The following is a 25,787-nucleotide window of genomic DNA, read 5'->3' as shown; positions in this document are numbered from 1 at the left end:
AACGTGTTTAAGCTTCGTAAAATAGTTCTGATGTTGCTTTGTCAGCCACTTTTGAAGAAAGTGACGCCGCGACGGCTTCATCTGAATAATCTTCACGTTTTTCAGGGTTCATACCCAGCTTTTTAATCAGCATCATATCGGCATCCGCTTCTGGGTTTTCTGTTGTGAGTAGCTTATCACCATAGAAAATAGAATTAGCGCCCGCAAAGAAACACATCGATTGCATTTGCTCGTTCATCGCAGTACGCCCTGCCGATAAACGTACATAACTTTTTGGCATCATAATACGTGCCACAGCGATGGTGCGAATAAATTCAAAATGATCGAGGTCATCGACATCTTCCAGTGGCGTGCCTTTTACTTTTACCAGCATATTGATAGGCACACTCTCTGGTTGCTGATCTAAGTTTGCAAGTTGCATCAATAAACCATAACGGTCTGCGGCTTGTTCACCCATGCCAACAATACCGCCAGAGCATACTTTCATGCCAGCATCGCGTACGTTGTCTATTGTATTTAAACGGTCTTGATAAGTACGGGTGGTAATAATCTGTTGGTAATATTCTGGTGAGGTGTCTAGGTTATGATTGTAATAATCAAGTCCTGCTTCTTTTAAGGCGTGCGCTTTTTGATTATCGAGCATGCCTAAAGTCATACATGTCTCAAGGCCTAATTCTTTAACTTCTTGCACCATTTTTTCGATGTAAGGCATGTCGCGATCTTTAGGATCTGACCACGCAGCGCCCATACAAAAACGCGTAGCCCCTTTTTCTTTTGCGGCACGCGCTTGCTCAACAACTTTTTCTACTTCCATAAGGCGCTCACGCTCAAGATCTGTTTTATAATGTCCTGATTGTGGGCAGTATTTACAGTCTTCTGGGCATGCACCCGTTTTAATAGAAAGTAGCGTTGAAATTTGAACTTCATTAGGATTGAAATTTTCGCGGTGAACACTGGCCGCTTTAAACAGTAAATCGTTAAATGGCATATCAAATAATGCTTTTACTTGTTGGTGGGTCCAATCGTGACGGACAATTGCGTGCTCCATAATCTTCTCTTTTTAAATTTATTAGGACGGTCTGATTGGCTTAGTCTACGTCTTGACGTAACATTGTCAACGAATCCAAGTAGAGTAAAGTTTACATATGCACAATAAACAAACAATTGATTTAGATTTTGATCGTGAACATATTTGGCACCCTTATACGTCCATGACCACCCCGCTTCCCGTTTACCCTGTAAGCCATGCAAAAGCGAACCGCATTTTTTTAGAAACAGGCGAAGCACTCATTGACGGTATGGCATCGTGGTGGAGTGCGATTCACGGTTATTGTCATCCTGTACTAAACGAAGCCATTACCAAACAGTTAGGTAAAATGAGCCATGTTATGTTTGGTGGTTTAACCCATAAACCTGCGGTTGAACTTGCCAAAAAGCTCGTTGAGATCACACCATCAACATTAGATAAAGTGTTTTTAGCAGACAGCGGCTCTGTAAGTGTCGAAGTAGCTATCAAAATGGCATTGCAGTATTGGTTAAGCCAAGGTATTAAAACCAAACAAAAATTAATGACCCCGCTTAAGGGATATCATGGTGATACCTTCGCAGCAATGAGCGTATGCGATCCGGTTAACTCTATGCACAGTATGTACTCTGGGTTTCTCCCTGAGCATGTGTTTGTACCGGCCCCCGTCTCCCGCTTTAATGAAACCTTTGATATACATGAAGCAGAAACACTCGAGGTTTACTTTAAAGAGCATCATCAAGACGTCGCCGCTTTTATAATTGAACCTATAGTACAAAACGCAGGGGGGATGAACTTTTACCACCCTGAGTATCTTCGCCATATAAGAGCACTTTGCGATAAGTACAATGTACTGCTTATATGTGATGAAATTGCCACTGGGTTTGGCCGTACTGGCAAACTTTTTGCCGTTGAACATGCCGACATTGAGCCCGATATCATGTGTATTGGTAAAGCACTCACCGGAGGGATGATGACGTTATCAGCCACATTAACGACATCAAAGGTGGCCGTTGGCATAAGTGAAGGCGAAGCCGGTGTACTTATGCATGGCCCCACATTCATGGGGAATCCGCTGGCCTGTGAGACAGCCTGTGCAAGTATTGATTTATTACTAGAGCAGCCTTGGCAAGAGCAAATTGTGCATATTAATGAGGTGCTTACTGAGCAGCTAAGCAAATGTAAGCAACATGCCAATGTGGTGGATGTACGGACACTTGGTGCAATTGGTGTGGTAGAGCTAAACCGCCGTGTTGATGTGGCTAAAATACAACAGTTTTTTGTAGAAAAAGGGGTTTGGATCCGCCCATTTGGAAAACTTATTTACTTAATGCCACCGTACATTAGCAGCGAAACTTGCTTAGAAAAATTGTGTGGCGCAATTGATGACGCCATTAGCCAAAATATGTTCTAGACATAAAAAAAGGAAGCGTATGCTTCCTTTTACCATTCAAACATATAAGCCATTTTGCTTATCATTCTTAGCGGCACTTTGTGCTCACAGCGTTTAGCATATAAATGCTGAAGTGACTTGTCTTTGATTTCACCTACAATCACTTCTTTAACCTGATAACCTAACGCCGTAGCAGCTTGTGCATAGGCAATAAATTCCCATTTTTTTATATTGGTGTTATCTACAATCACCAAGGGGATTTCTTCAGCTAAGGCATTAATAAATCGCGCTAAGTTTAAATTATGATATTCAGGGAGCTTAAATTTATCGAATTGATAGACACCTTCGCTGTTATAAAAATAATCATCGGTTGCGCACACAACATAATCACTTTCATTACCAGCCACCAATTCATCGGCAAGGCTTTGCGCATAATATGATTTACCTGAGCCGGGTAAGCCGCGAAGAATAAAAACTTGTTTCATAGCACCTGTAATACAAATAAGTTAAAAACAATAAGAAACGATTTCTTGTTTAGGATTGATAATAATGCCACAAAATAACCAATTAGCGCAGCGAGAATTTAAATAATCGTCATTTTAACGCAAAATATTGATGCTATTTTATCCAATTGAAGAAAAACTGCTAAAGAGTGTGCCGGAATAGTTTTTTTATTTGATTTACGAAGGTAAGATAGTCGATTCAAGTGCAATGCACAGCATTATAATATTAGGCAACTTATATCATTGGAGTGAAGATGAGCCACTTAGCGATTTCAGAGCTATTAAAAGGCAAGGTTGCGGTAGACAGCCAAGTAACAGTAAAAGGCTGGATCCGTACACGCCGCGATTCAAAAGCAGGAATTTCATTTTTAGCCGTTCATGACGGTTCGTGTTTTGATCCTATTCAAGCGGTAGTACCTAATTCACTTAATAATTATGATGAAGTTACACGTTTAACGGCGGGTTGTTCTGTTTCTGTAACAGGTGTGCTTGTGCAATCTGCTGGCCAAGGTCAGTCGTTTGAAATTCAAGCAAACACGGTTGAAGTATTAGGCTGGGTAGAAAACCCAGACACCTACCCTATGTCAGCTAAACGTCATAGTATTGAATACCTTCGCGAGCATGCGCACCTACGCCCACGCACTAACATTATAGGTGCAGTAACACGTGTTCGTAACTGTTTAGCACAAGCTATTCACCGTTTTTATCATGAGCAAGGTTTTTACTGGATCAGTACGCCTATCATTACAGCAAGTGACTGTGAAGGTGCCGGTGAAATGTTCCGTGTATCAACACTTGATATGCAAAATCTACCACGCACAGATAAAGGCGATATCGATTACAGTGAAGACTTCTTTGGTAAAGAAGCATTCTTAACTGTATCTGGTCAGTTGAACGGTGAGACGTATGCGTCTGCTATGTCTAAAATCTATACCTTTGGCCCGACTTTCCGTGCTGAGAACTCAAACACATCGCGTCACTTAGCCGAATTTTGGATGGTAGAACCTGAAGTTGCGTTTGCTGATTTAGAAGACATCGCAAAACTTGCTGAAAATATGCTTAAGTATGTCTTTAATGCCGTATTAACTGAGCGCCGTGACGACATGGAGTTTTTCGCACAACGTGTTGAGAAAACGGCCATTTCACGTTTAGAAGAGTTTGTAACCAAAGACTTTGCACAAGTTGACTACACTGACGCTATCGAAATTTTAAAAGCCTGTGGTAAACAGTTTGAATTCCCTGTTGAATGGGGTGTAGATTTACAATCAGAGCACGAGCGTTACTTAGCAGAAGAACATTTTAATGCGCCTGTTGTTATTAAAAACTACCCACGCGATATTAAAGCCTTCTACATGCGTCAAAACGAAGATGGCAAAACAGTAGCAGCAATGGATGTTGTTGCGCCTGGTATCGGCGAAATCATTGGTGGTTCACAGCGTGAAGAACGTTTAGACGTACTTGACCAACGCTTAGAAGAAATGGGCTTAGATAAAGAAGACTACAGCTGGTATCGTGACCTACGTAAATACGGCACAGTACCACATTCTGGTTTTGGCCTAGGCTTTGAGCGTTTAGTCGCTTATGTAACGGGTATGGGTAACGTACGTGACGTTATTGCATTCCCACGTACTAAAGGCAGCGCGACTTACTAAGCAAGCTTAAATGTTAGTGTTAAAAACCAGCCATTGGCTGGTTTTTTTATACCTGTAAATACGCAGCCTTCTCAATTAAATCACCAGCATTATAATTACAAAAGCCAATCTATACTCTATAGTCAACGTTAGTGATTTATAAAGGAGCTATTATCAGACATGCTCATACACTCTCTTAAGATATTAACCCTCACCGCTATTTTTACCTTATCGCCCCGCTTGGTTGCCCTTGAAGAACCCATTAATGCGAAACCGATTTTAATCGCAGGATCAACGACCGTTACAGAGCTGCTTGTAGAAATTAAGGACGAGTTACACAATGGCTTTGGCAACTCAATACAAATTAGACCCATGGGCAGTGATAAAGGCATAAAAGCCATTGCCGACAATGTGATTGATATTGGCAGCAGTTCACGATACCTGACAAAGATTGAACAAGAGAAGTGGCATTATTTAAAGCAAATTGTGATTGCACAAGATGCGCTTGCTTTTTTCATCAATAGTTCATTGAATATCGACAACCTGACCAGTAATGAGCTTAGAAGCATCTACCAAGGTAAAATAAACACGTGGTCTAGCCTGTCATCAAAAACACCAAAATTAAGTAACAAAAATGATGAGATCCTACTTTTTAGTAAAGGGACTCATCACGGCAGTTTTGATGTGTTTTTAGAGTTTCTCGAACTTGATTACATTAAAGACCCCGATACAAACTACATAAGACTAAAAAATGCAGGCAACAGAGGCTTGTTTTCTAACCAGCGAGTGAGCCTATATGACCATTTCAACCAAGCGCTGGGCATTGTTCAACGGATTCCAAACGCGATTGCCTACGACTCTTACGGTGCGATAAGTAAACTCGAAGACGATAGACGCATTAATAAAGTAACACTGTTATCAATTAATAACGTTAAACCTTCCAAAGAAACGATAGAAAATGGTGATTATGAATTTGTAAGACCGTTAATTCTGATAGTTAATACCCAATCGCCCCGCTCTAAGCTGATTGGCGAAAAACTAGTAATGCTATTAAAGTCTCCACAAGTGCAAGCCAAAATGAGCAACCAAGGGTATTTAGCAGTGAATTAATAGAGGTGTAACCAATAGAAGACCTCTTATGTCTAAAAAACAACTTGAAGGCGCATAAACTTGTAGGCGAATAAAACAGTCTATTGAGCTCAGTAAAAGTTCGTCTAAACCGTACTAAGGAACAGTTAAAGCCGGTAAAGCTAATCAGAGAAAATAAAGCCCCAAAGCAAGTTTATGTAACATGCCGATTTTCGATAAAGAAAAGTCGCGCGTTAGTTTCATGAATAACGCCTTGCTCGTATTCAGATAGAAACGAGTATAAAAAAAGCTGCGCACCTAGAAGGTGAACAGCTTTTAACAACCAGAATCGTTATGTATTACAGTGCGTTTTCAAGCGCGGGTAATACATCAAATAAGTCAGCAACTAAACCATAATCAGCCACTTGGAAAATAGGTGCGTCAGGGTCTTTATTTATTGCAACAATGACTTTTGAGTCTTTCATACCCGCCAAATGCTGAATGGCCCCACTGATACCTACTGCAATGTATAAATCAGGGGCAACAATTTTACCCGTTTGACCTACTTGCATATCATTTGGCACAAAGCCCGCGTCAACTGCAGCACGAGACGCGCCAATTGCCGCACCTAGTTTGTCAGCGATACCGTTTAATAACGCAAAATTTTCACCATTTTGCATACCTCGGCCACCCGAAATAACCACCGGTGCTGCCGTGAGCTCAGGACGCTCTGATTCAGTTTGTTCTTGTGATACAAACTCGCTTAAGCCCGCAGACCCTTTACTATCAATCGCTGAGACAGAAACAGGGGCTTGTTCAGCGGCCACATCAAAGCTGCTTGCACGTACAGTGATTACTTTTTTAGTATCGAGTGATTTAACGGTTGCAATTGCATTACCTGCATAAATTGGACGCTTGAACGTGTCAGCATCAATCACATCAATAATTTCTGAGATTTGCGCAACATCTAATAAGGCCGCAACACGTGGCATAAAGTTTTTGCCCGTTGTCGTAGCACTTGCCACAATGTGTGAATAATTGTCACTAAGAGATAAAACAAGATCAGCCACATTCTCAGCTAATTGGTGAGCGTAAGCGGTATCGTCAGCGACTAGTACATTGCTAACACCGGCGATCGACGCTGCCTTTTCGCTCATAGCCGCTAGATTTTCACCAGCTAATAATAAATCAACGTCAAAACCTAATTTAACAGCAGCGGTCATTGTTTTATGTGTTTCAGGCTTTAGAACACCGTTGTCGTGTTCAGCTATCACTAATGTTTTCATTTAGATCACCTTCGCTTCTGTTTTTAACTTTTCAACCAACGTCGCCACATCTTCAACGATAATACCGGCTGAACGTTTTTCAGGTTCATTAACTTCAACAAGCTGAATGCGCGGAGCAAGGTCAACACCTAAGCTATCTGCAGCAATGACCTCTAACGGTTTGCGCTTTGCTTTCATAATATTTGGCAACGATGCATAACGCGGCTCGTTTAGGCGTAAATCTGTCGTTACAATGGCAGGTAATTTAAGCGCGACAGTTTGTAAACCACCATCTACTTCACGCGTAACATTCACAGTACCTGATTGCACATCAACTTTAGAGGCAAAAGTACCTTGGCCACGTCCTGTTAAAGCAGCGAGCATTTGACCTGTTTGATTATTGTCTGAATCAATCGATTGTTTGCCTAAAATAACCAGCTCGGGTGACTCTTGCTCAACAATCTTACTTAATAGCTTCGCTACGTGTAGCGACTCTAGTTTTTCTTCAGTTTCGATATGAATCGCTTTATCTGCACCCAGTGCTAATGCTGTACGTAATTGCTCTTGAGATGATTTATTACCAATAGTTACAGCCACAACTTCTGTTGCCGTGCCTGCTTCTTTCAAACGAATAGCTTCTTCAATTGCAATTTCACAAAACGGGTTCATCGCCATTTTTACATTAGCTAAATCAACATCCGATTTATCTGCTTTAACGCGTGCTTTGACGTTATAGTCAATTACTCTTTTAATTGGAACGAGGATTTTCATCGTGACTCCATCAATTGTGTGTTCTTAAAGCTGACGTCTACGTCAACTTATTTATTTTATGATTTCAGACTACTTCCTGTTGACGTAAACGTCAACCTAAAATAACCTTAAAGTATTCACAGCCTGTAACGTTTCATTTGCAAGTATGAAATACGGTTCTTTTAATGCAGGTCCGTCACTGATAAGAGGTTTATATGGTCGAACGCGAAACCATGGAATTTGATGTTGTTATCGTAGGCGCAGGCCCAGCGGGTTTATCAACAGCTATTCGATTGGCACAACAAGCACAAGAAAAACAACAAGAATTAATGATCTGTGTGGTAGAGAAAGGCTCTGAGGTGGGCGCGCATATTTTATCGGGTGCAGTATTCGAGACACGCGCACTTGATGAGCTACTCCCAGATTGGCAATCATTAGGAGCGCCTGTTTCAACAAAAGTGACTCAGGATGACATTTATTGGTTTAATAACAGTGAAAAAGCCACCAGCATCCCCCACTTTGCGAGCCCCAAAACGTTCCACAATGATGGCAACTATATTGTTTCGATGGGCAATGTATGTCGATTTTTAGCTGAACAAGCAGAAAATCTAGGGGTAGAAATTTTCCCCGGATTTAGTGCGCACTCTTTAATTATCGAAGACGACACCGTGAAAGGGATTATTACCGGCGATATGGGTCTTGATAAAGACGGTAATGAAAAAGACGGCTATATGCCGGGCATGGAATTAAGAGCAAAATACACAGTATTTGCTGAAGGTTGCCGTGGTCATTTAGGCAAAGAGCTTATTAATCATTTTGCGCTTGATAAAGATGCATCACCCCAGCACTACGGCTTAGGCTTTAAAGAAATTTGGCACGTTGACGAAAGCAAACATAAACAAGGTACTGTGGTTCATGGTACTGGTTGGCCACTAACGGGTGATACAAGCGGTGGTGCGTTTATGTATCACAGCGAGAACAACCAAGTTGTGGTTGGTTTAATTGTCGACCTTAATTACTCAAACCCGCACCTGAGTCCGTTTGATGAATTTCAACGCATGAAACATCACCCAATCTTTAAAGACGTATTAGAAGGCGGTGAACGTATTGCGTATGGCGCTCGTGCGATAGCAAAAGGCGGCCTGCACTCTTTACCAAAAATGCATTTTCCTGGTGGCTTAATTGTCGGGTGTGATGCCGGCACACTGAATTTTGCTAAAATTAAAGGTAATCACACGGCTATGAAATCAGGCATGGTCGCTGCCGATGTGATTGTTGAGGCGCTTGCTCAAGGCAAAGAAAATAGCGATTTAGCTGAATATGCAACCGCATTTGAGCAAAGCTGGGCCTATAAAGAGCTGTATCAATCACGCAACTTTGGCCCTGTTATGCACAAGTTAGGTAAATTTTTGGGTGGCGCATACAACACACTTGACCAAAATATCTTTGCAGGGAAACTTCCCTTCAAGTTTGAAGACAATACACCTGACTATGCAACACTTGATGATGCAAGCAGAGCCGAAAAGATTAGTTATCCCAAACCCGATGGCAAACTGAGCTTTGATAAATTATCGTCGGTGTTTTTATCAAATACGAACCATGAAGAATCTCAGCCTTGTCACTTAAAGCTCAAAGACAACAGCATTCCAATTAACGTAAATTTAGTGAAGTTTGACGAACCAGCACAACGTTATTGTCCTGCAGGGGTTTATGAAGTTCAAGAAATCGAAGGCCAAAAAGAGTTTGTGATCAATTCACAAAACTGCGTGCATTGTAAAACCTGCGATATTAAGGATCCAAGTCAAAACATTTGCTGGGTCACGCCTGAAGGTGCGGGTGGACCAAACTACCCTAATATGTAACGCACGTTACTCATTTAATTACTATTTATCCTAAATTGCAGGGGCTTCGGCCCCTTTTTTAGTCTATGCTTAAGATCTGTTTACCTTTGCAGATTAAGATTTGTTCAAACTTGGGACGCTTAAATCACGGCGCGTGGTTAGTAAGCTAGTGAGCTAAGTAAAAACCGAGCAACAAAGAGTAAAGCGCCCCTAAGCATAACTCAAAGGGGAGCGCCTGTTTGGTTTTGATGCTGCGTTATCGGCTATTCATGGGGATAACCACACGCTATAGCCGCTGCCTTGACTGAATCGCACACAGACTGCTGCAAATTTAACCTTGAAAGGTAAGCAACCCCTTAGTCGTGTTTAAATTTATAGTGAGTGATATATGCCGTCATCAAGTGTAACTTTTCGTTTTTTAGCTGAGCCTACTGATGTGAACTTTGGAGGTAAAGTACACGGAGGTGTTGTAATGAAATGGATAGACCAAGCAGGCTATGCCTGTGCAGCGGGTTGGAGCGGTCACTACTGTGTCACCGTGTCTGTTGCTGGCGTTAAATTCCAGCGCCCAATTCTTGTCGGACAAATTGTTGAAGTTAAAGCCAGTATTGCGCATACCGGTAAAACAAGTATGCAAATTTTTATTCAAGTGCGTTGCGGCGACCCTAAAACACAAAACTTAGTCGAAACAAATCACTGTGTTATTAGTTTCATAGCAATGGATGAAGCGGGTTACCCTATCGCGGTACCGACCTACACAGCTGAAACTGATGAAGAAAAGAAAATCGAAAACTACGCAATTAAAATGAAAGAGATTGCCATTGAAACAGAAACATTACTGCAAAAAGCGTAGTTAAGTAACTTCTACATAGCTGATTGAAATTGTTGCGCATATGAAACTGAACAGCTGATCACTGATTAATCATACTGCGCAAAAAAAGCCTAAAACAGTGTTAAAACCAATACTTTAAGCGTATAAAATATGTTGGCATATTCAGTGCAGTAGTTCCTACGAGCGATATGAATACATCGTTTATTTATTTTTTAAAGGAGCTATTAAATGATTAAAGTAATTTCAATTTCTGCACTTTCTTTAGCACTACTTGGTTTTAATAATGCTGCCCATGCAGATACTTCCGAAATGGATTCTCCTCGTATTTATACTGGTATTGGTTATGGTCAATACTCTTTCCAATTTGAAGACAGTGAAAACGACACCGATTTCGATGATGATTCACAAATGCTTAAAGGCTACATAGGGACACAGTTCAATAAGTACTTAAGCCTAGAGCTTGCCTATCAAAACTTTGATGAAGCAAGTGACATTGATTCAAAAGTAGAGCTTGATGGTATTTCCCTCGCAGCGAGGCTTGCTGCCCCCATTACTGAGAGCTTTTCAGTGTATGCGAAAGGCGGGTGGCTTGAATGGGATGCCGAAGTGGAACAAGATTTAGGTGATCTTGGCAGCATTAGTGCAGATACAGATGGCGGCGATGTATTTTATGGCGCAGGTATTGAGTATGCTTTTACTACCAATATGCAAGTACGTTTTGAGTATGAGCGTTATGAGCTTGAAGATGATATTGACCCTGATATGGATGTCGCATCGGTCTCTTTTCAGTACATGTTTTAATTTAGACCACTTAGTTTAAATGTTTAAAGGCAGCCCAGACTGCCTTTTTTTGTGTTTGCATGTAAAATGATGGCAGTTTTTCCTAATTACAACGCATTATGAGCGAATATCAATTAACGGCTGTCGGGCATATCCATTCTCCTTATAAACAAAAGTTTGCCATACCACGGCAACCACGTTTAGTACCCGAAGCAAAAGCAAAACTCGTTTTTACAGCTGATTTCAATCGTGAAGAATTTGTGCGTGGCCTCGATGAGTTTAGTCATATTTGGCTGCTATTTAGATTTCATGAAACAGCAGACAAAGGCTATTCAGCTATGGTACGCCCTCCTCGCTTAGGGGGTAACGAGCGTAAAGGTGTATTTGCAACGCGTGCCACGTTTAGACCCAACGCAATCGGTATGAGTGCCGTAAAACTTGAAGGCATTGAATACAAAAATGGCCAGTTGAGCTTATTGTTATCGGGTATTGATTTACTTGATGGCACGCCTATTTTAGACATCAAACCCTATTTACCTTACTCAGATGCAATGCATGAGGCCAGTGCTGGCTTTGCCGACACCCGCCCAGAAACAGATATGAGTGTAGAATTTAGCGAAGAATCGCTTGCTTTTATCGCTAAACAAACCGATTATCCCGAATTAAAAGCCTTTATCAGCAATGTGTTAAAGCAAGACCCACGCCCTGCTTACAAAAAGCAACGTGAATCAACACAAAGCTACGGCATGACATTATATGATTTTAATATTCGTTGGTTTGTTACTGGCGACCATAATACTGTAACCAGCATCGAAAAATGCTAGTTTTTAACACTTAGCGCTTTAGTGTCACCGCTTCCGCTGGTAAACTGAGCGCCTTGTTACTACTCAAATGATTTGAGTAAACGATAATAATTTTAACACTACTTGGAATAGAGATGCGTACCAGTCAATATATACTCGCAACACTTAAAGAAACTCCGTCTGATGCTGAGATTGTTTCTCATCAATTAATGCTACGAGCTGGCATGATCCGCCGCGTTGCGTCGGGTTTATACACGTGGTTGCCCTCTGGTTTACGCGTACTGAAAAAAGTAGAAAACATTGTACGTGAAGAAATGGATAAAGCCGGCGCAATCGAAATGCTAATGCCGATTATCCAGCCAGCTGACTTATGGGAAGAATCGGGCCGTTGGGAGCAATTTGGTCCTGAATTACTGCGTATTAATGACCGCCACAATCGCCCATTCGCACTTGGTCCGACGCACGAAGAAGTTATCACTGATTTCGTTCGTAAAGAAGTAAGCTCATATAAACAACTTCCACTGACTCTTTATCAAGTACAAACAAAAGTACGTGATGAAGTGCGTCCTCGTTTTGGTGTGATGCGTGCACGCGAATTCACCATGAAAGATGCGTATTCTTTCCATTTAAGTGACGAGTGTTTAGAAAAAACATACCAAGTAATGCACACAGCATACTGCAATATCTTTGAGCGTCTGGGTCTTGATTACCGTCCAGTTATTGCTGATACCGGCTCTATTGGTGGTAGCGTGTCGCATGAGTTTCATGTACTGGCTGAATCTGGTGAAGATGCCATTGCATTCAGTGATGCAAGTGATTACGCAGCAAATATCGAAAAAGCTGAAGCGCTTGCACCAACAGATGCACGTCCAGCAGCGACAAAAGAGCTTAAGGTATTCCCTACGCCAGATGCAAAAACAATTGCTGAGCTAAAAGAGCATTACGGGGTTAAACCTCATCGTGGCGTTAAAACACTGATTGTGTATGGCGCACCTGATGAAAACGAACAACGTGGTTTAGTGGCTCTTATCGTACGTGGTGATCATGAATTAAATGAACTAAAAGCAGAGAAACACCCGCTTGTTGATTCACCTCTTGAAATGGCTAAAGAAGAAGACATCGTTGCGGCCATTGGCGCGAAACCAGGCTCACTAGGCCCTGTTGGTCTAAACATGCCTATTATTGTAGACCGCACTGCCAATGTAATGGCTGACTTTGTTGCCGGTGCAAACAAAGATGGCGAGCACTTTAGCGGCATTAATTGGGACCGCGATGTTGAAAACTATGAAGTTGCCGATATTCGTAATATTGTTGAAGGCGATCCTAGCCCATGTGGCCAAGGTACGTTACAAATTAAGCGCGGTATTGAGGTTGGTCATATCTTCCAACTGGGTACTAAATACTCTGAAGCAATGAAAGCAGGTGTATTAAGCGAGTCAGGTAAAAATCAGATCATGACAATGGGTTGTTATGGTATTGGTGTATCGCGTATCGTTGCCGCAGCCATTGAACAAAATAATGATGAATACGGTATTAAATGGCCACAACCTATTGCACCGTTTGATTTAGCCATCGTTCCTATGAACATGCATAAATCTCATCGTATTCCTGATATTGCAAACAACTTATATGACGGTCTAAAAGCGCAAGGTATCGATGTGTTATTTGATGACCGTAAAGAGCGTCCAGGTGTTATGTTCAACGACATGGAATTACTCGGTGTGCCTTACACACTGGTCATTGGTGAACGAAACCTAGATGAGAATAAAGTTGAGCTTAAAAACCGTCGTACGGGTGAAAAGCTCATGCTTGATTTAGACACTGCAATCGCTGAAATTGCGGCATTAGTAAAAGGCTAAACCTTTTACGCTATCTCAGTTAAAAAAACCGCTTCGGCGGTTTTTTTGATCATGAGCACTTTGTCATAGATGTTTCGCTAAACCGTCTTTTTAATGTCACCTTCTATCCCTAGCATTTAGCTTATTACACCATGAGTAAATGCCATGAATAACACGACTAGCAGTAATAAAACTCACTATCCTGCCGTTTGGATTTCCGACGTTCACTTAGGTTACAAAGACTGCCAAGCTCAGTATTTATTAAACTTTTTAAATTCTATCGAATGTGATGTACTTTACCTTGTTGGCGATATAGTTGATTTATGGTCAATGAAACGGCAGTTTTTCTGGCACCCAAGTCACTATGATGTACTTGCGCTTATTCAAAAAAAAGCCAAAGACGGTACGCGTGTTATTTACATACCAGGAAACCATGATGAAACTTTTCGTCATTACGCCAACGAGTCATTATTTGGTATAGAAGTTCATAAAAAATATATACACACCACGAAGGCGAATAAACGTTTTTTACTTTTGCACGGTGATGACTTTGATTCAGCAACCCGTTACAACAAGCTAATTAGCATAGCGGGTGATGCTGGATATGATTTTTTACTCTTTTTAAACCGCTGGACAAACCGAATTAGACGTTTATTTGGAGGGAATTACTGGTCACTTGCTTCGTGGGTCAAAGCACGCGTACACAAAGCGCGTGCAGCAATTGAAGCCTTTGAAAATGCAGCAATTCATGAAGCAAAAAAACAAGGCGTTGATGGCATTATATGTGGTCATATTCATCACCCTGCGGTGAAAATTGTCGATCATATTGTGTATTGCAATGACGGAGATTGGATAGAAAACTGCACAGCGCTTGTTGAAAACAGTTGCGGGAAAATCGAGCTACTACATTGGAGCGAAACACAAAAAGTCATTCACTCTGCAGATATCAGCAAACTAAACCCAACCCCCGCCTTCGACAAAAGCCAAGATGCGGCATAAGCTGTTTAACCTTTGAGCCACATCGACAATTTATTGCGTAATGTGGCTTGCTTAATGGGTTTTGTAATGTAATCGTTCATGCCAACACTTAAACACTTTTCTCTGTCGCCAGCCATGGCACTGGCTGTCATAGCAATGATGATCACATCTTGATAAGCATCGCCTGCTTTACCTTGTCTGATTTCCTTTGTGCAGTCATAACCATTTAAGTTGGGCATTTGACAGTCCATTAAAATCAAATCGAATATTGTCTTACTATTTTTCAAAAGTTCTAATGCTTCAAAGCCATCATTGGCTGATTCAATAGTTACATTGCTGTCGCGAAGGATGGCTTTACTCACTTCAATATTAATTAAATTATCATCAACGATAAGAATATGTTTATCGCTCAAATCAATTCTAACTTGCTCTTTATCTGTGCTTTTAACATGCTCAACAAACTGCTGACTATTATTCAATAATAGCGCTAATCGATAGCTTAATTCATCAGGCGTAATGGGTTTTGCAATCACCATTACATTAGCTGGTAAGTCATATTTTTTGGCAAGTGATGACATAACCCCTAAGATGAGTGCATGTTTTTGCAGATGATTTCTCGCCCAATTCAACACTAGCTCGAATAAGGGATGTTTGTGCTCAACAATCACTAAATCAAGTAACTTAAGTTCTGCCTCTGTCACGTTATTTAACCTAAGTAGCTGTTTGGGTGCAGGCTCTGATAGCATAGTAAGTTGTTTTTCAAGGTTGGTTGCCAATTTATCGTACTGCACCGCGATACCCATCCGTTTTTCAGGTAATGCTGCAATAACACTGTGTTGTATGGATATGTCTGAAGGTGCGACACAAACACTTGCGATAAAACAGCTGCCCTTCCCTTTTTCGCTTTCTACTATGATATCACCGCCCATAAGTTGCGATAACTTGCGACTGATTGACAAACCAAGGCCGCTTCCACCGTAATGACGCGTTGTACTCGAGTCTTCTTGGGTAAACACCTCAAAAAGCTTATCTTGATTCTCTTTTGAAATTCCAATCCCAGTATCACACACCGAAAAATTCAACATTAGCTTATTTTTCTCAACAGACAGCTGTGTAACTGTTAGGCTAACATGCCCTTGGTGGGTAAATTTAAAGGCGTTACTTAACAGGTTATTTAAGATTTGTTTTAGTCGATGACTGTCACCCATAACCGTTCTTCGTGTAATGCCACTGCAATCAAAAAGTACTTCAATGCCTTTTTTCTGTCCTTGCACTGCCATCGATGTCACTAAATCACTGCACACAGATACCAGATCAAATTCGTGACAGTCTAAATCGAGTTTGCCTGCCTCGATTTTCGAAAAATCAAGAATATCGTTTATCAGCGTCATTAAAGAATTAGCGCTACTATTCGCGTAATGTAAATATTTTTTTTGCTGTGGGGTAAGCAGTTCTTCTTCAAGCATTTCTAGCATACCGAGTACACCATTCATCGGGGTCCGAATTTCATGGGAAATATTGGCAACAAACTGACTTTTAGCTTTACTTGCCGCTAATGCTTTTTCGGTTGCTTCTTCAAGCTCGGCTGTGCGCATCTTTACTTTTTCTTCCAGTGAACCATTGAGCTTTTCAAGCTGATGTTGAGCACATTTCAGCGAATCAATATTGCGTAATATTGCCGCTATTTGAAATTCTTGATTAGCCGCATCAAAAATAGGAGCCATGGTAATCGAAAAGTAGTGGGTATTTTCATCGGCAATATGTACCGCTTCGAATGAGCACCGTTTTCCTTCTTTAAGTGCCTGAGCAATGCCCTGAAAATCTTCGTCATTGTAGTTAAATAATTCATCAAATTGGGTGTGTTGCTCTTCAATTCCAAAAAACTCTTTCGCTGTTTTATTCGCATTATCGATAACACCGTTTGCTTTTATCATAATAATGGCATCGGATGAGCTTTCGATTATTTTGCTATTCTTCTCCTTAAGAAAGCTTAGCTCGAGTTTACGATTAATATCTCGCTGGTAAATAATGAACAAGATAACGACTGCTACAATGATTAAACAGAGCATGGCTATAAATCTGTAGCGCTTTTGCTTTATTTCATACAGTAAGTTTTCAGTATCAATTGCCACTGCTATCGTTAACGGCTCCATTTGAATACCATTTTGAAACGCTATCTCCTCTTTCAAAAAAAGCCTGTCAGGTAAGTTCACCACGTCAAAGAGATCAACGTGCGCCATATCATGATTACTATTAAATTCTTCGTACCAAAAATGCGCATCGCCTTTTTCAAAACTAAAACGGTATGCTTCATTTGGATGATAGATAAATTGTTGTTTTGCATTTAAAAGAAAAACATTAAATTTTCGCGGGGTTCCTTCTATTAAGCCTTGAATTAAATCGTCTGCATAATAGTTAATGATTAACACCGCGAAAGGGTCACCATTGGCATCTTTAATCAGCTTAGAGACTCGGTACGTGCTTACATAAGGAACTTGAAGTGCACCGTTTTCACGATTGTAATTAATAGGTGACACATAAATATGGCCATTAGTTAATTGACGGGTGATTTGCATGTAATCACGCTGACCTTTGTGCTGTAAATTTTGCTCAGCAATACGGCTGACTTTGCCGTTTATGTTGTCTACACGTACAACCTCTTTGCCGTTATCAGCGACATATATGTAGCGTGCTTGCGCTAAATCTTTGTCGGTTGCCATAAACCCGCTAAATATTTTAGCTAAGCGGTCTTTCCAGGCTGAAATGGGCGTGCCTAACACAGGGTCGATATTATTTTCATTTGTGGCCCGCATAATCGCCATGATCGGCGGGGTTGCATCAAGGAAGTTTAAAGCTGAAATATTCTCTCTTAACGTCGTAGTAAAGGTCGACTTTTTTGCTGAAAGCTCTCGCTGCATTTGCTCATAAGTTCGTTTGTAGACATCTTCACGCGTATCAATTTCATATTTTACGGTTGCTAAGCACGCCATTATGACAAGGACAATAAATGCAAATATAGGTAACTTGTGTAGCACTATTAAACGCGATAATTTTTCAGAATCCATTGAACAAAAAGCCTTATTTACCACCTTGTAAATAGTATAGGAGAATTTCATGATAAAGATGGGGGAAAGATAAAAAATTATAATTAATTATGACTACCTACAGCAGCGTTCGCTAGAAACGAAAAAAGCACCAAAACGGTGCTTTTAATCGTATAAATAACTGACTTATTGACTATCTAAATAGCACATCTTCTTTATTAAACCACTTAACGCAGAAAGCCAATAACGCCCCCGCCACAATAACGGTGGCTAAGAAAATGAGCCCAACGAGGGTGTAATCAACAGTGCCTTTAATAATCTCTTTAATCGCTAAGGCAACATTCGTTACCGGAATAAACGCCGTTTTGCTGGTGAGCTCTACGTTAGGCATTAGCGCAATCATAATCGGGAAAATAACCCCAATACTCAGCGGTGCCATGTAGTTTTGTGCTTCTTTAAAGGTACGTGCGTAAATAGAAATCGCGAGCGCAAGCGATGAAAAAATGGCCGCAATTGGAACGAGTAATATAAAAATCAATCCCAAATCAAACACAGTTAATGAGCTAAATGCTGTTTTAACAACGGCTAAATCAACAAATGCGATAGCAACAGACACCCAAATTCCCATACTGAGTACCGTAATCGTCGTTGTTGCGATAGATGAAGCGAGTAATGTAATAAATTTACCAAGAACCAGCTGCGTACGTGTGATTGGCGTAAGTAAAAGAGTTTCCAGCGTACCGCGCTCTTTTTCTCCCGCACCTAAATCAATCGCTGGGTAGGTTGCGCCCATTAAAACCAGTGGGATCAATAAATAAGGAATAAACCCGCCAATTTTTTCACCCAGATTTTCACGTTTATCAGCCGTATCCACTTTCACGACTTTTATAGGCTCGATAATCGCAGCCTGTTGCTGCTCTGATACACCAAAACTTAACAGCTTGGTAGTACGCAGTTTATCGCCATACTCTTTGGCAAGTTCTTTTACACGGTCAAACAAAAAGTTAATCGCTTTTGCATCGTTATACACGACTTGCCATTCACTCTGTTTGGCATTATCTAACGTTTGTTTGGCATCTGAGGGTAAGTATATCCCCATGTCAATCGTGCCAGCTTTAACTGCATTTGTTAAATCTTCAACTGAATTGAACGTTTCTTCGCCTTTATACTGTGAAAAGCTTTTATGATAAAAAACTTTGTCTGTAAACTCTTGTGCGTATTGACCATTAATAATGGCGTAGGTATGCACTTCTTGCTCAGCCTCTAACGCAGCCTGCGAGCTAATAAAGGCCATAATTGCAAATAACAATGGAAAAATAGCAACAGGTAGCGCAACCACAAATATGAGTGTTTTACGGTCGCGTAATAGCTCTTTTAATTCCTTTTTAAATACTTCAAACATCACGACTCTCCGTTAAAATATTCATAAACGCTTGGTTCAGCACGTGACTTTGTCCTGTTTGTTTAAATTCATCTAACGTGCCATCAAAGCAGCTAAGCCCTTGATTAATAACTGCGACACGGTCACATAACAAGGCGACTTCATCTAAATGATGCGTTGAAAAAATAACCGGTGTGCCCTGCTCTTTCAGGCCTTTAATAAAGTTAATAACGGTTTGTGTGGTCATAATATCAAGGCCAGTGGTTGGCTCGTCAAGTATGACGACGTCTGGCTGGTGGATCACTGCACGCGCTATATTGGCTTTTTGTTTCATACCTGTAGAAAGGTTTTCGGCGCGTTTATCAATAAAACTGTGCATATCAAGTAAAGTAAACAATTCGTCACAACGTGATGCAATCAGTTTCTTATGCATACCATGCAGGCGTGCAAAGTATTCTACATTTTCTTTGACGGTTAATCGCCCATACAACCCAGTGCTGCCTGATAAAAAGCCAATTGATTTTCGTCCAATCAATGGCTTTTTAACAATATCGTGACCAGAGATAGTAATGCTGCCCTCATCTGGTTTCAATGCGGTAGAAATCATTCTAAGTGTCGTTGTTTTACCCGCACCATTTGGACCAAGTAAACCCAATACTTCACCTTTATCGCAGTGAAAACTGACATCTCTTACAGAGTGAAAAAATTGCTTATCTTCACGGGGATCGATTTTATCCGTGTTGTTTTTTTTATGATCTTTCGTCAGCTTAAATTTCTTTTTAAGCCCTGCTACTTCAATCATGTTCGTTTCCTTCGTTTCGGTCTAAAGTAATCTGTATTACTGTAAAATTCTGGATTTTCATTGTCGGTCCACCACCCTGGCACACCTAACAAAGGGAGTGGCGATAAGTTTTTATTATCACGCAAACAATCATCAAACTTAATCATCTCATAAAGGCGTTGATCTAGATATGCATATTGACTGCTTAAATCTTTACAAAATATGTCATCAGGAACAACGATAAACAACGCCTTGCCTGTCAAACCTATATAAGGTTGAGTGAGCATTTCATAATTTGCATGACCAAACATATAAGGACGAATAGTGCGCCCCCATTCTTCGCGCTTATCAACAAATGCATGTTCCCATTGATGATCACGCAATTGTTGTTGCCATTGCGTGTGTGTAATTGCAAGCACAACACCACATTCATCAAACAATGTTAGGGCGTTTCGGTGTTTACTTCGCTCTTTTAGACCATGTAGTTTAATTTCTTCAATATGTTGATGGTTTATCAGTGACTTTGTTTTTGGAAACAAACACCAAATAAACCCACCAAAGAGATCGTGCCAATTCTGTTGCCGCGTCGGCACGTGGCCCGTTTCGAATATAATTTGTTCATAGTAACGGCTTTCATCAGCAAACTGCTCGTCTTCAACAAAGCGAATAGCTTGGCCTTGCGACGTTGTGGCATTTAAAAATTGTGAAAACCATTGGCAACTCGGCCAATCAGTCAATTCATGAATTTTGAATAAATCGGCTAAGTCGGCAAATGCGCCGGTGGTTAAATACTGTGTTGACCACTGCTCTGGCGGTGTAAATCGTTTCATGGGCTATTACATTTAACTTCTTGAAGCTTTACGCTAGTTTACCGTAAAAACTGGTTCTCATTAATAGAACCTCATATACTATTGCCATCTTAAAACAAAAAAAGAGCTATTATGAAACGCTATTTTCCAATGACAGTACTCGCAAGCGCTATTCTTGCAGGCTGTGCTTCAACAAGTATTACTTCTGATGATGTAGAAAAAGCCTATCAAAGCATTAATTCAGCACAATTAGCTGAGCATATTAAAGTGCTTGCTTCAGATGAGTTTGGTGGTCGTGCACCTTCATCAAAAGGTGAAGAATTAACCCTTGCTTACCTAACAGAGCAATTCAAAGCGCTTGGTTACCAACCAGGTAATGGTGATAGCTTCTTACAAGAAGTGCCTCTGGTATCCCTTGAAGCCGACCCTAACATGGTCCTTACTATCGGTGGTAAAGATTATGAGTATAAAAAAGACATGGTCATGGGCAGTAGCCGTATCAGCGCACAACAAAGCATCAAAGATTCTGAACTCGTGTTTGTTGGTTACGGTGTTAACGCCCCTGAATATAACTGGAACGACTACGAAGGCTTAGACGTTGAAGGTAAAACAGTGGTTATGCTGGTCAACGACCCTGGTTTTGCTACAAAAGATCCGGCGCTATTTACCGGCGATGCGATGACCTATTATGGTCGTTGGACGTATAAATATGAAGAAGCGAGCCGCCAAGGTGCCGCAGGTGCAATTATTATTCACGAAACCGCACCGGCCTCTTATCCTTGGTCTGTGGTTGAAAACTCATGGAGTGGCGAACAGTTTGGTTTTCAAAAAGAAAACAACAATATGGACCGTGTTGCGGTTGAAGGTTGGGTAACGACAGATGTCGCTAAAGAGCTTTTCACAAAAGCAGGCTTAGACTTCGATACCATGAAAGCCAACGCAGCAAAAGGTGCATACCATGTTGATATGGGCGATTTAACCGCGAGCGTAACTGTAAATAATACGATTAAAAAGTCAATTTCATATAACTTCATTGCGACTTTGCCTGGTAGCGAAAAACCAGACGAGCATGTTATATACTCAGCTCACTGGGATCACTTAGGCACTGATAAAACCCGTAAAGGTGATCAGATTTATAACGGTGCACACGATAATGCGACAGGCACTGCGGGTTTAATTGAGGTTGCTGAAGCATTTACAAGTTTACCGAAGCACCCTAGCCGCTCAATGACCTTTTTAGCTGTTACCGCTGAAGAGCAAGGCTTACTTGGCTCTAAGTATTACGCTGCTAACCCCGTTATTCCTGCTAAAAATACTGTTGCCAACATTAATATGGATAGCTTGAACTTGCTCGGTAAAGTAAAAGATATCAGTGTTGTTGGTATTGGTAAGTCAGAAATGGACACGTTATTAGAAACGGCAGCTAAGGCACAAGATAGAACTGTTTCGGGCGATCCTAAACCTTCATCAGGTGGCTACTACCGCTCAGATCATTTTGCATTTGCAAACATGGGCGTGCCTGCAATGTATGCAGGCGGTGGAAGTGTTGCTTTTGATGAAGAAACGGCCTCTTACCGCAAGCGCATGAGTTTAGTGCTTCGTGGTTGTTATCATCAACCTTGCGATCGTTACCGTGATGAATGGGATCTTTCGGGCGCAGTTCAAGACCTTCAGTTATTCTATCAAGTTGGTTTTGATATCTCTGAGCGTGAAGAATGGCCTAAATGGAATGAGAGCTCAGAATTCCAACGCAAATAGATGCAAATGATATTGATTTTCATTTAAAGTAATAATACAGTGTAATCTGATTAATTTTTAGGTTGCACTGTATGATTTTATTAACACAATCGAGATTCTTTTCTCAAAAAGCGAGGTGTTATATTACGGACAATAAGCGCTTATTCTTGCCCCTTTTAATTCTTATTGCCCTTGTTGTACCAGCAACTCGCGGGTTTACCTTACAAGCATTAAGCGATGCTTTTTTTCAGGTTTCTGTTTTCGTAGCCGCAACCCTATTAATCTATTACTATTTAATTGATCGCCTTCCCCAACTGCAATTAAGCTATTTACGCGCAAGATCTGGTTTTTTAGAGGTGAGCTTTGCCTCTATATTGGGCGCATTACCCGGTTGTGGCGGAGCAATCATTGTTGTCACTCAATTTACTAAACGACAAGCAAGCTTTGGTTCTGTGGTTGCGGTATTAACAGCCACAATGGGTGATGCTGCATTTTTACTACTCGCAACCCGCCCACTTGATGGCCTTATTATGATGCTTTTAGGCGTGTGTGTGGGCATCATCAGCGGACAAATCGTTAACCTTTTTCATAGTCGGCACCGCTTTCAGCCTTCACAGCCAAGCGACTATATTGAAGAGCCACAATGTCAGCCAAAAGCAATCCAATTTAGCCGACCTATTTGGAAGTTTTCACTGATCCCAAGTGTGATCATCGCTTTTTTAATTGCTATGAATGTTGAGCAAACACTTTTTAGCCAACCTATTATCGATATCATCAGTGTGTTTGGATCGATAATGGCCTTGTTTGTGGTTGTTATCTGGGCGTTGTCGTCAAAAGGTCAAAATTACAAACAAATTACCAGCGAAGAAGCGCCCTGCACCCCACCTTCAAAGTTAACGAAAGTCTTGATGGATACACACTTCGTGACTGCCTGGGTTGTCGCTTCGTTTATGGTATTTGAGATTTTTGTTAATGTGGTGGGTGTTGACCTGACTGGTTGGTTTTCTGACTATGCCTATTTAGCCCCCTTGATAGCTGTTGCCATAGGACTGCTTCCGGGTTGCGGACCACAAATTGTCGTTATGACTCTTTATATTCAAGGCATTATTCCGTTTAGCGCGATGGCTGCAAACGCAATCTCTAATGATGGTGATGCCCTGTTCCCTGCAATAGCGCTGGCTCCACGAGCCGCAGTGGTCGCCACTGTTTATTCGTCAATCCCAGCCTTGATTGTTGGTTACGGTTTATATTTTTACGGTCTTTAGTGTAGAGATTAAACGCACAATGCCCTATGAAAACAGGGCATTGTGTGACGAGTGCTATTTAGGACATGGGCCGTACTGATTGTGTTCTTTTTCTGAGTCTAAAACACAGAACACAATAACGATAAGCACACCAACAACAGGTAATAAATACAAGAGTTGCCACCAACCTGACCGGCCAGTATCATGAAGACGTCTGGTGGTTGCACTTAATGATGGTATAAAAAGCGCTAATGCATAAATACTGCTAATAATCTCTTCGCCTAGTAAGCTATCAATTAAGCCGCAAAGCATCGCAAATAGCAGGTAAAAGAGGATAAACATCCAATATGACTGACGACGTATGCGCCCGGTAAAGTCGGCATATCTATTCAACGCTTCTTTAAAGTGCTCCATTTAATTCCTTGTAAAATATCGTTATTTATACACATTCACTTAAACATCATACATAAAAAAACCAGCCGAAGCTGGTTTTTTAATAACGAATAAATTAGCTCATTGCCATCATCATTTTTGCGGGATCTTCTAAGTAAGATTTCCACAAATTATTGAATCGAGCAATAGTACCGCCATCGATAACACGGTGGTCACCAGACCAGCTCACTTGCATAATAGCTGCCGATACCACATGACCATTTTCATCAAAGCGCGGTAGATGCTGTAATTTACCTAATGCGACAATTGCCACCTCAGGCTTATTGATGATCGGGGTTGCAATTGTGCCTCCAATCGCACCAATATTAGAAATACTGATTGTTCCACCCTTTAAGTCATCAGGTGATACACGACCATCACGAGCGGCTTCTGTTAAACGAGTAACTTCATTTGCAACATCAACAATGCTCTTCGACTGGCATGATTTAATATTAGGCACTAATAAACCAATCTTCGAATCTACTGCCATACCAATATTATGATCATCAAAGTACGTCAACTCCGTACACTCATCGTTTACTTGCGAGTTAAGCACTGGGAACTGCTTAATTGCAAGCGACAACGCTTTGATAAAAAATGGCATCATAGTGAGCTTAACGCCCTGCTGTTTATACTGCTCTTTTAAATCAGTACGCAGTGCAATAAGTTTTGTTAAATCGATTTCGTCACAGAATGTAAAATGAGGAATTGTCGATACTGACGCAACCATTTGCTTAGCCATCGCTGCTTTAATGCCTTTAATTGGCTCAACACGGCTTCCGCCTGTCGCTACCACAGGTGTTGATTGTGATGTTGCTGACGAAACAGTTTCAGTGCGTGCTTGGCTTTGACCCTCATTTAAGAAGTCTTCAATATCCTGCTTATAAATACGGCCATTTTTACCCGAACCTGGCACTTGCGTTAAATCAACATCTAGCTCACGGGCTTTACGACGCACTGCCGGTGATGCAACTGCTTTTTTGTTAAGCTGTTTATTTGCAGCAGGCGTTGCTGGTTTTTCTGAAGGTTTATTGGCCGCGTTAGTTTGTGCTTTAACAACCGCTGAGCTGACATCAGGCTCGGCAGTATGACCTTCGATACTCATTTGGAATAACGGGCTGTGTACCGCAGCAATATCGCCTTTTTGATAGTAAAGCTTTTCGACTTTACCCGTGTATTTAGCCGGAATTTGAACCAAAGCTTTGTCTGTCATCACATCACAAACGGCTTGATCTTCTACTATTTCATCACCTTCGCTGACTAACCACTCAACGATTTCGCATTCAACAATACCTTCACCAATGTCTGGCAAGATAAAGTCTTCTAAATACGAGCCTGAGGTTGCAGTTTGCGGTGTTGGCTGTGCAGCGGTATCGTCTGCTGCTTCAACTGTTTGGCTTGGCGTTTCACCATCAACATCCATTGCAAATAAAGGAGCATGCACTTTTGCAATATCGCCTTTTGCGTAATATAACTTGCTGATCACACCATCGTGCACTGCTGGAATTTGTACAAGTGCTTTGTCGGTCATTACGTCACAAATAGGCTGATCCTCTTTTACCGTATCACCCTCTGCAACTAACCACTCAACGATTTCACACTCTACGATGCCTTCGCCGATATCTGGTAAGATAAAATCTTTAGACATACTGA

The 25,787-nt window shown here is 41.1% G+C and carries 21 protein-coding genes; 11 read left to right on the top strand and 10 right to left on the bottom strand.

Annotation, left to right across the window (positions count from 1 at the left end; all coding sequences use genetic code 11):
• Nucleotides 1-7: 7 nt before the first annotated feature.
• Nucleotides 8-1,048 carry a biotin synthase BioB gene (gene bioB, locus LPA49_RS03975; RefSeq protein ID WP_036968319.1) on the bottom strand — a complete coding sequence of 347 codons (1,041 nt, stop codon included), beginning with the start codon at nucleotides 1,046-1,048 and terminating at the stop codon, nucleotides 8-10.
• Nucleotides 1,049-1,145: 97 nt separating this feature from the next.
• On the opposite strand from bioB, the gene bioA reads away from it, so the two are divergent.
• A complete protein-coding gene (gene bioA / locus LPA49_RS03970) occupies nucleotides 1,146-2,438 on the top strand; it encodes an adenosylmethionine--8-amino-7-oxononanoate transaminase (protein ID WP_180310840.1) in 1,293 nt (430 codons plus the stop codon).
• Between the two features lie 29 nt (nucleotides 2,439-2,467).
• Here bioA and LPA49_RS03965 read toward each other — a convergent pair whose 3' ends face one another.
• On the bottom strand, nucleotides 2,468-2,902 hold the full coding sequence (locus LPA49_RS03965; RefSeq protein ID WP_036968312.1) for an ATP-binding protein: 435 nt from the start codon (nucleotides 2,900-2,902) through the stop codon (nucleotides 2,468-2,470).
• Nucleotides 2,903-3,174: 272 nt separating this feature from the next.
• Between LPA49_RS03965 and asnS the strand changes: the two genes are divergently transcribed.
• Nucleotides 3,175-4,572: an asparagine--tRNA ligase gene (gene asnS / locus LPA49_RS03960; RefSeq protein ID WP_180310841.1), complete on the top strand. Its 1,398-nt coding sequence runs from the start codon at nucleotides 3,175-3,177 to the stop codon at nucleotides 4,570-4,572.
• Between the two features lie 159 nt (nucleotides 4,573-4,731).
• Nucleotides 4,732-5,661, top strand: a complete 930-nt coding sequence (locus LPA49_RS03955; protein WP_180310842.1) for a PstS family phosphate ABC transporter substrate-binding protein — start codon at nucleotides 4,732-4,734, stop codon at nucleotides 5,659-5,661.
• A 317-nt stretch (nucleotides 5,662-5,978) separates the two neighbouring features.
• Here the strand turns inward: LPA49_RS03955 and LPA49_RS03950 are convergent, their stop codons facing one another.
• The gene (locus LPA49_RS03950; protein ID WP_180310843.1) at nucleotides 5,979-6,905 is read right to left on the bottom strand and encodes an electron transfer flavoprotein subunit alpha/FixB family protein; all 927 of its coding nucleotides are present in this window, start codon (nucleotides 6,903-6,905) and stop codon (nucleotides 5,979-5,981) included.
• Entirely contained in the window at nucleotides 6,906-7,655 is a 750-nt protein-coding gene (locus LPA49_RS03945) for an electron transfer flavoprotein subunit beta/FixA family protein (protein WP_036968304.1), read from the bottom strand.
• A gap of 194 nt (nucleotides 7,656-7,849) precedes the next feature.
• Between LPA49_RS03945 and LPA49_RS03940 the strand changes: the two genes are divergently transcribed.
• From LPA49_RS03940 to LPA49_RS03915, 6 genes are all read left to right on the top strand, one after another.
• Nucleotides 7,850-9,496: an electron transfer flavoprotein-ubiquinone oxidoreductase gene (locus LPA49_RS03940; RefSeq protein ID WP_180310844.1), complete on the top strand. Its 1,647-nt coding sequence runs from the start codon at nucleotides 7,850-7,852 to the stop codon at nucleotides 9,494-9,496.
• A 367-nt stretch (nucleotides 9,497-9,863) separates the two neighbouring features.
• Nucleotides 9,864-10,328, top strand: coding sequence for an acyl-CoA thioesterase (locus LPA49_RS03935; RefSeq protein ID WP_036968300.1), 465 nt, complete (start codon nucleotides 9,864-9,866; stop codon nucleotides 10,326-10,328).
• 207 nt (nucleotides 10,329-10,535) lie between these two features.
• Nucleotides 10,536-11,108 carry an outer membrane beta-barrel protein gene (locus tag LPA49_RS03930; protein ID WP_036968298.1) on the top strand — a complete coding sequence of 191 codons (573 nt, stop codon included), beginning with the start codon at nucleotides 10,536-10,538 and terminating at the stop codon, nucleotides 11,106-11,108.
• Between the two features lie 98 nt (nucleotides 11,109-11,206).
• Nucleotides 11,207-11,911 carry a tRNA (N6-threonylcarbamoyladenosine(37)-N6)-methyltransferase TrmO gene (tsaA, locus tag LPA49_RS03925; protein WP_036968295.1) on the top strand — a complete coding sequence of 235 codons (705 nt, stop codon included), beginning with the start codon at nucleotides 11,207-11,209 and terminating at the stop codon, nucleotides 11,909-11,911.
• A gap of 113 nt (nucleotides 11,912-12,024) precedes the next feature.
• On the top strand, nucleotides 12,025-13,749 hold the full coding sequence (locus LPA49_RS03920; RefSeq protein WP_180310845.1) for a proline--tRNA ligase: 1,725 nt from the start codon (nucleotides 12,025-12,027) through the stop codon (nucleotides 13,747-13,749).
• 144 nt (nucleotides 13,750-13,893) lie between these two features.
• Nucleotides 13,894-14,727, top strand: a complete 834-nt coding sequence (locus LPA49_RS03915) for a UDP-2,3-diacylglucosamine diphosphatase (RefSeq protein WP_180310846.1) — start codon at nucleotides 13,894-13,896, stop codon at nucleotides 14,725-14,727.
• Nucleotides 14,728-14,732: 5 nt separating this feature from the next.
• On the opposite strand, the gene LPA49_RS03910 is transcribed toward LPA49_RS03915, so the two are convergent.
• From LPA49_RS03910 to LPA49_RS03895, 4 genes are all read right to left on the bottom strand, one after another.
• Nucleotides 14,733-17,771, bottom strand: a complete 3,039-nt coding sequence (locus LPA49_RS03910) for an ATP-binding protein (RefSeq protein ID WP_180310847.1) — start codon at nucleotides 17,769-17,771, stop codon at nucleotides 14,733-14,735.
• Between the two features lie 172 nt (nucleotides 17,772-17,943).
• Nucleotides 17,944-19,152 carry an ABC transporter permease gene (locus tag LPA49_RS03905; RefSeq protein WP_065979954.1) on the bottom strand — a complete coding sequence of 403 codons (1,209 nt, stop codon included), beginning with the start codon at nucleotides 19,150-19,152 and terminating at the stop codon, nucleotides 17,944-17,946.
• Nucleotides 19,145-19,933: an ABC transporter ATP-binding protein gene (locus LPA49_RS03900; protein ID WP_230235616.1), complete on the bottom strand. Its 789-nt coding sequence runs from the start codon at nucleotides 19,931-19,933 to the stop codon at nucleotides 19,145-19,147. Before LPA49_RS03900 ends, LPA49_RS03905 begins: the two co-directional genes overlap by 8 nt.
• A complete protein-coding gene (locus tag LPA49_RS03895) occupies nucleotides 19,930-20,742 on the bottom strand; it encodes a DUF3025 domain-containing protein (protein ID WP_036968279.1) in 813 nt (270 codons plus the stop codon). Before LPA49_RS03895 ends, LPA49_RS03900 begins: the two co-directional genes overlap by 4 nt.
• A gap of 111 nt (nucleotides 20,743-20,853) precedes the next feature.
• Here LPA49_RS03895 and LPA49_RS03890 point away from each other — a divergent pair, with 111 nt between their 5' ends.
• Nucleotides 20,854-22,479 carry a M28 family metallopeptidase gene (locus tag LPA49_RS03890; RefSeq protein ID WP_065979956.1) on the top strand — a complete coding sequence of 542 codons (1,626 nt, stop codon included), beginning with the start codon at nucleotides 20,854-20,856 and terminating at the stop codon, nucleotides 22,477-22,479.
• Nucleotides 22,480-22,550: 71 nt separating this feature from the next.
• Nucleotides 22,551-23,723 carry a putative manganese transporter gene (locus tag LPA49_RS03885; protein WP_180310849.1) on the top strand — a complete coding sequence of 391 codons (1,173 nt, stop codon included), beginning with the start codon at nucleotides 22,551-22,553 and terminating at the stop codon, nucleotides 23,721-23,723.
• A 54-nt stretch (nucleotides 23,724-23,777) separates the two neighbouring features.
• On the opposite strand, the gene LPA49_RS03880 is transcribed toward LPA49_RS03885, so the two are convergent.
• Nucleotides 23,778-24,116 carry a DUF805 domain-containing protein gene (locus LPA49_RS03880; protein ID WP_065979958.1) on the bottom strand — a complete coding sequence of 113 codons (339 nt, stop codon included), beginning with the start codon at nucleotides 24,114-24,116 and terminating at the stop codon, nucleotides 23,778-23,780.
• Nucleotides 24,117-24,210: 94 nt separating this feature from the next.
• Nucleotides 24,211-25,782 carry a dihydrolipoyllysine-residue acetyltransferase gene (locus tag LPA49_RS03875; protein WP_230235614.1) on the bottom strand — a complete coding sequence of 524 codons (1,572 nt, stop codon included), beginning with the start codon at nucleotides 25,780-25,782 and terminating at the stop codon, nucleotides 24,211-24,213.
• Nucleotides 25,783-25,787 lie beyond the last annotated feature (5 nt).

Origin of the sequence: Pseudoalteromonas sp. MB41, from assembly GCF_020966275.1 — a bacterium.
Lineage (GTDB): Bacteria > Pseudomonadota > Gammaproteobacteria > Enterobacterales > Alteromonadaceae > Pseudoalteromonas > Pseudoalteromonas lipolytica.
The sequence above is the reverse complement of the archived record's forward strand: the minus strand, read 5'-3'. Positions and strand labels throughout refer to the sequence as shown.